Source organism: Streptomyces sp. NPDC005181 (genome assembly GCF_040608395.1).
In the GTDB taxonomy this organism is placed as follows: domain Bacteria; phylum Actinomycetota; class Actinomycetes; order Streptomycetales; family Streptomycetaceae; genus Streptomyces.
The window spans coordinates 1-4824 of the sequence record NZ_JBEXID010000195.1 but is presented as its reverse complement, the minus strand read 5'-3'; the positions used below and the strand labels follow the sequence as shown (position 1 = coordinate 4824).

2 protein-coding genes and 2 pseudogenes are annotated in these 4824 nt (G+C 67.4%); 1 reads left to right on the top strand and 3 read right to left on the bottom strand.

Annotated elements, in window-relative coordinates:
• Positions 1 to 272: 272 nt before the first annotated feature.
• Positions 273 to 347 (bottom strand): annotated as a pseudogene (locus ABZV38_RS39600) (hypothetical protein); the annotation flags it as partial.
• A gap of 100 nt (positions 348 to 447) precedes the next feature.
• Between ABZV38_RS39600 and ABZV38_RS39595 the strand changes: the two are divergent.
• Positions 448 to 570, top strand: a pseudogene (locus ABZV38_RS39595) (ArsR family transcriptional regulator); the annotation flags it as partial.
• Between the two features lie 88 nt (positions 571 to 658).
• Here ABZV38_RS39595 and acnA read toward each other — a convergent pair.
• A complete protein-coding gene (gene acnA / locus ABZV38_RS39590; protein WP_356333717.1) occupies positions 659 to 3373 on the bottom strand; it encodes an aconitate hydratase AcnA in 2715 nt (904 codons plus the stop codon).
• 329 nt (positions 3374 to 3702) lie between these two features.
• A complete protein-coding gene (locus ABZV38_RS39585) occupies positions 3703 to 4641 on the bottom strand; it encodes a hypothetical protein (RefSeq protein WP_356333716.1) in 939 nt (312 codons plus the stop codon).
• Positions 4642 to 4824: the final 183 nt, after the last annotated feature.

Sequence of the window (4824 nt, the reverse complement as noted above, 5' to 3'; positions counted from 1 at the left end):
GACCGCCGCCGCCGAACGCTCCATGGCGTTCGAGGCACTCGACCAGCTCGCCATGGACCACCTGCTCGGCGTCCGCTGAGCCCACCGGGAGCCAGAAGCCACCCACGGGTAAGCTCTGGCCTCCTGCCCTGCCACGCCCGGGTGCGGATCCGTCGGATCCGCACCCGGGCGTGTTTCTTGTCCCGGCGCAGCACAGTCGCTCCCGCGCTCAGCCGTCCGCGCCGGGCAAGCTGTTGGACGGTACGGGCGTGCAGTGTGCGGGCCTTGGGCTGGTCGACGGTGACGGGGTTTGTCTCCAGGACGGTCACCGGTACGCCGCAGTGGGCGAGTTCGGCGGCGAGGAGCATGCCGACCGGTCCTCCTCCGGCGATCAGGGCCAGGGTGCAGCCGGGCTTCTCCTCCGCCGCAGGTGTGGGTGGTGCGGCGGACGACGCGGTCTGCGGGACCCTGCGCGAAGCGGGTCTGGTACGGCAGGTGAACCGGGGCAACAGCCGCGTGGCGACCCTGCGCAAGGACGACCTGGACAAGCACTTTCCGGGGCTGCTGGGCCTGATCCGCGCCAACTCCTGAGCCCCGTCCCGAGCCCCCGGTCACCCCTGCCACGCCGAAGGGCCGCACCCCCGGCGGGGGTGCGGCCCTTCGCGACGTACCGGACTGCCTACTTGCGGATCAGGCTGCGGAGCACGTACTGCATGATGCCGCCGTTGCGGTAGTAGTCCGCCTCACCGGGCGTGTCGATACGGACGACCGCGTCGAACTCCACACCGGTGTCGGTGGAGACCTTCACCGTGCGCGGCGTCGTGCCGTTGTTCAGCTCGGTCACGCCGGTGAAGGAGAAGGTCTCCTCGCCGGTGAGTCCGAGGGCCTCGGCGGTCGCGCCTTCCGGGAACTGGAGCGGGAGGACGCCCATGCCGATGAGGTTCGAGCGGTGGATGCGCTCGTACGACTCGGCGATGACGGCCTTGACGCCGAGGAGCGCGGTGCCCTTGGCGGCCCAGTCGCGGGACGAGCCGGAGCCGTACTCCTTGCCCGCGAGGATGACCAGCGGGGTGCCGGCGGCCTGGTAGTTCTGCGAGGCGTCGTAGATGAACGACACCGGCGCGTCGGCCTGGGTGAAGTCGCGGGTGAAGCCACCCTCGGTGCCCGGGGCGATCTGGTTGCGCAGACGGATGTTCGCGAACGTTCCGCGAATCATGACCTCGTGGTTGCCGCGGCGCGAGCCGTAGGAGTTGAAGTCGCGGCGCTCGACGCCGTGCTCCGTCAGGTACGTGCCGGCCGGGGTGTCGGCCTTGATCGCACCGGCCGGGGAGATGTGGTCGGTGGTGACCGAGTCGCCCAGCTTGGCGAGCACGCGGGCGCCGTTGATGTCGGAGACCGGGGTGGTCTCCATCGTCATGCCCTCGAAGTAAGGGGGCTTACGGACGTACGTCGACTCGGCGTCCCACTCGAAGGTGTTGCCGGTCGGGATCGACAGCGCCTGCCACTGGGCGTCGCCCGCGAAGACGTCCTTGTAGGACTTGTTGAACATGTCCTCGCCGATGGAGTTGGCGACGACGTCGTTGACCTCGGCCTCGGAGGGCCAGATGTCCGCGAGGTAGACCGGCTTGCCGTCCTGGTCGATGCCCAGGGCGTCCTTGGTGATGTCGACCTTCATCGAACCGGCGATGGCGTACGCGACGACCAGCGGCGGGGACGCCAGGTAGTTCATCTTGACGTCGGGGTTGATCCGGCCCTCGAAGTTTCGGTTGCCGGAGAGCACCGAGGTCACGGCCAGGTCGTGCTCGTTGACCGCCTTGGAGACCTCCTCCGGCAGCGGGCCGGAGTTGCCGATGCAGGTGGTGCAGCCGTAGCCGACGAGGTTGAAGCCGACCTTGTCGAGGTACGGGGTCAGGCCCGCCTTGTCGAAGTAGTCGGTGACGACCTTGGAGCCCGGGGCGAGCGTGGTCTTGACCCACGGCTTGCGGGTCAGGCCCTTCTCGACCGCCTTCTTGGCCACGAGCGCCGCGGCGACCATGACGTACGGGTTCGAGGTGTTGGTGCAGGAGGTGATCGCGGCGACGGTGACGGCGCCGTGGTCGATCTCGTAGGTCGTCCCGTCGGGGGCCGTGACCGTGGTCGGACGCGACGGCACACCGTTGGAGGAGGCCGGGGCGTCGGAGGCCGGAAAGGACTCCTTGCCTGCCTCCTCGTCCTCGGAGACGTAGTTGCGGACGTCCTGCGCGAACTGCTGCGAGGCGTTGGCGAGGACGATGCGGTCCTGCGGGCGCTTCGGGCCGGCGATGGAGGGGACGACCGTGGCGAGGTCGAGCTCCAGCTTCTCGGAGAAGTCCGGCTCGGCGGCCGGGTCCAGCCACAGGCCCTGCTCCTTGGCGTACGCCTCGACGAGCGCGACCTGCTGCTCGTCACGGCCGGTCAGACGCAGGTACTTCAGCGTCTCGCCGTCGATCGGGAAGATCGCGGCGGTGGAGCCGAACTCCGGCGACATGTTGCCGATGGTGGCGCGGTTCGCGAGGGAGGTGGCGGCGACGCCCTCACCGTAGAACTCGACGAACTTGCCGACGACGCCGTGCTTGCGGAGCATCTCCGTGATGGTCAGCACGAGGTCGGTGGCGGTGGTGCCGGGCTTCAGCTCGCCGGTCAGCTTGAAGCCGACGACGCGCGGGATGAGCATGGAGACCGGCTGGCCGAGCATCGCGGCCTCGGCCTCGATGCCGCCGACGCCCCAGCCCAGCACGCCGAGGCCGTTGACCATGGTGGTGTGCGAGTCGGTGCCGACGAGGGTGTCGGGGTACGCCTGGCCGTTACGGACCATGACCGTACGGGCCAGGTGCTCGATGTTGACCTGGTGGACGATGCCGGTGCCCGGGGGGACGACCTTGAACTCGTCGAAGGCGGTCTGGCCCCAGCGCAGGAACTGGTAGCGCTCCTTGTTGCGGCCGTACTCCAGCTCGACGTTCTGCGCGAACGCGTCGTTGGTGCCGAACTTGTCCGCGATGACGGAGTGGTCGATGACCAGCTCGGCCGGCGCGAGGGGGTTGATCTTCGCCGGGTCGCCGCCGAGCTCCTTCACGGCCTCACGCATGGTGGCGAGGTCCACGACACACGGAACGCCGGTGAAGTCCTGCATGATCACGCGGGCCGGCGTGAACTGGATCTCCTGGCTGGGCTGGGCCCGGGAGTCCCAGCCACCCAGCGCCCGGATGTGGTCGGCGGTGATGTTCGCGCCGTCCTCGGTGCGGAGCAGGTTCTCCAGCAGCACCTTCAGGCTGTAAGGGAGGCGCGCGGAGCCCTCGACCTTGTCCAGCCTGAAGATCTCGTACGACTCGTCGCCCACGCGCAGCGTGCTGCGGGCGTCGAAGCTGTTCGCCGACACGACAGTCTCCTTCATCAATGTGCGCGTACTACCGCGCCGCGCCTCATTACGGCGGGCGCCACGTGGTGCCGCCTACGGCTCCTCGACCATCCGCTAAGGTAAGGCTTAGTTAGGTAACCCTTACCGTTCGGCGGCTGCGGTGCACCTTCGGCAGATATCTCGATGTCGAGATAACTCTAGTACATCGCCGCCGAAGGGTCATGCCCGGCTGCCCGTGCGACGCCGTCCGCCTCATGCGACGAGGCGCCTCCCCGGCGAACCCGGCCGTTCGGCCGCCATGTGACGGCGTCGGACCGGGGACCGCCGCCCGCACCGGCTCCCGAGGATGCTCAGGAATTCTCGGCCACGACCTCGTTGCGCGGCCCGGCGCTCCTCCGCTCTTGCACGTGGGCATAGCTCACGAGGCCGACGAGGAGCGCGAGGAGCGCTGCCGACGAACCCGCCGTGCCGAGGTCGAGGCCCCCCTTGGCGACAGGCTTGGTGAGGAAGTCGCCGACGGTGGCCCCGAGGGGACGGGTGAGCACGAACGCGATCCAGAACAGCAGGACATTCGGCACGACCGGCACCCACATGAGCGCGAGGAGCCCCGCGAGGAGCCCGGTGACGAGAAGTGCGCCACCCGCGTAGCCGAGTCCGGAACTGTCGGAGAGGAAATCACCCATGGAAGTGCCGAGGGTGTTCGAAACGAGGATCGCCGACCAGAAGAGAACTTCCCCGCGGAACGTGACGATGTGGCGGATGGAGAACGTCAGTCCGGTGAATTTCCAGAGGACGAAGATGGCGATCAAAAGCGAGATCAGGATCGCGGCTCCCGTGGGATACCCCAGCCCCAGGCCTTGCGGCCCCCAGCCCAGCGACTCGGTATCGCCGGAAAGATATGTGGCACTGGCGTCACGATTCATGAAGTCGGACATCGTGGTGCCGGCCATGCTGGTGGACAGGATGACGGTCCAGTAGAAAAAGGGGTTGTAGTACGTGGACCTCAGCTGCACGACCAGCGTGACGACGAAGATCAGGGACAGTGCAACCGTGGTGAGGAAGTAACCGAGCCCCAGGGTCTGGGCAAACAGATCACCGGCCGTCTCGCCGAGTGTCGTCGCGGCGATCTTCATGATCCAGAAGGCCAGGGTGACCTCCGGCAGCTTCTTCATCACATTTTTGCTGGTGGCGACGTTCACGTCGGCAAGCAATTCTGACTTTTCCAATTTTCCATCACTCCCGGTCGGCTCATCGGCGCGCCTCGCTCTCCCGGAGTGAGCAGCCTGCACATGGGCGCATGACTCGACATCACAGTGTTGCGGACAAGAGACATCCCTTTACATCAGTGGTGTTGCGTGTTCGCAGGTGTTTCTTGCTGCTCTGTCACGGCAGCTGTAGATGCGGTCGTGTGACGCGTCGGTGCTGGCCAGCTGGGTGATGGGGCGCCTGCGGGCATGAGTACGGCCACCGTG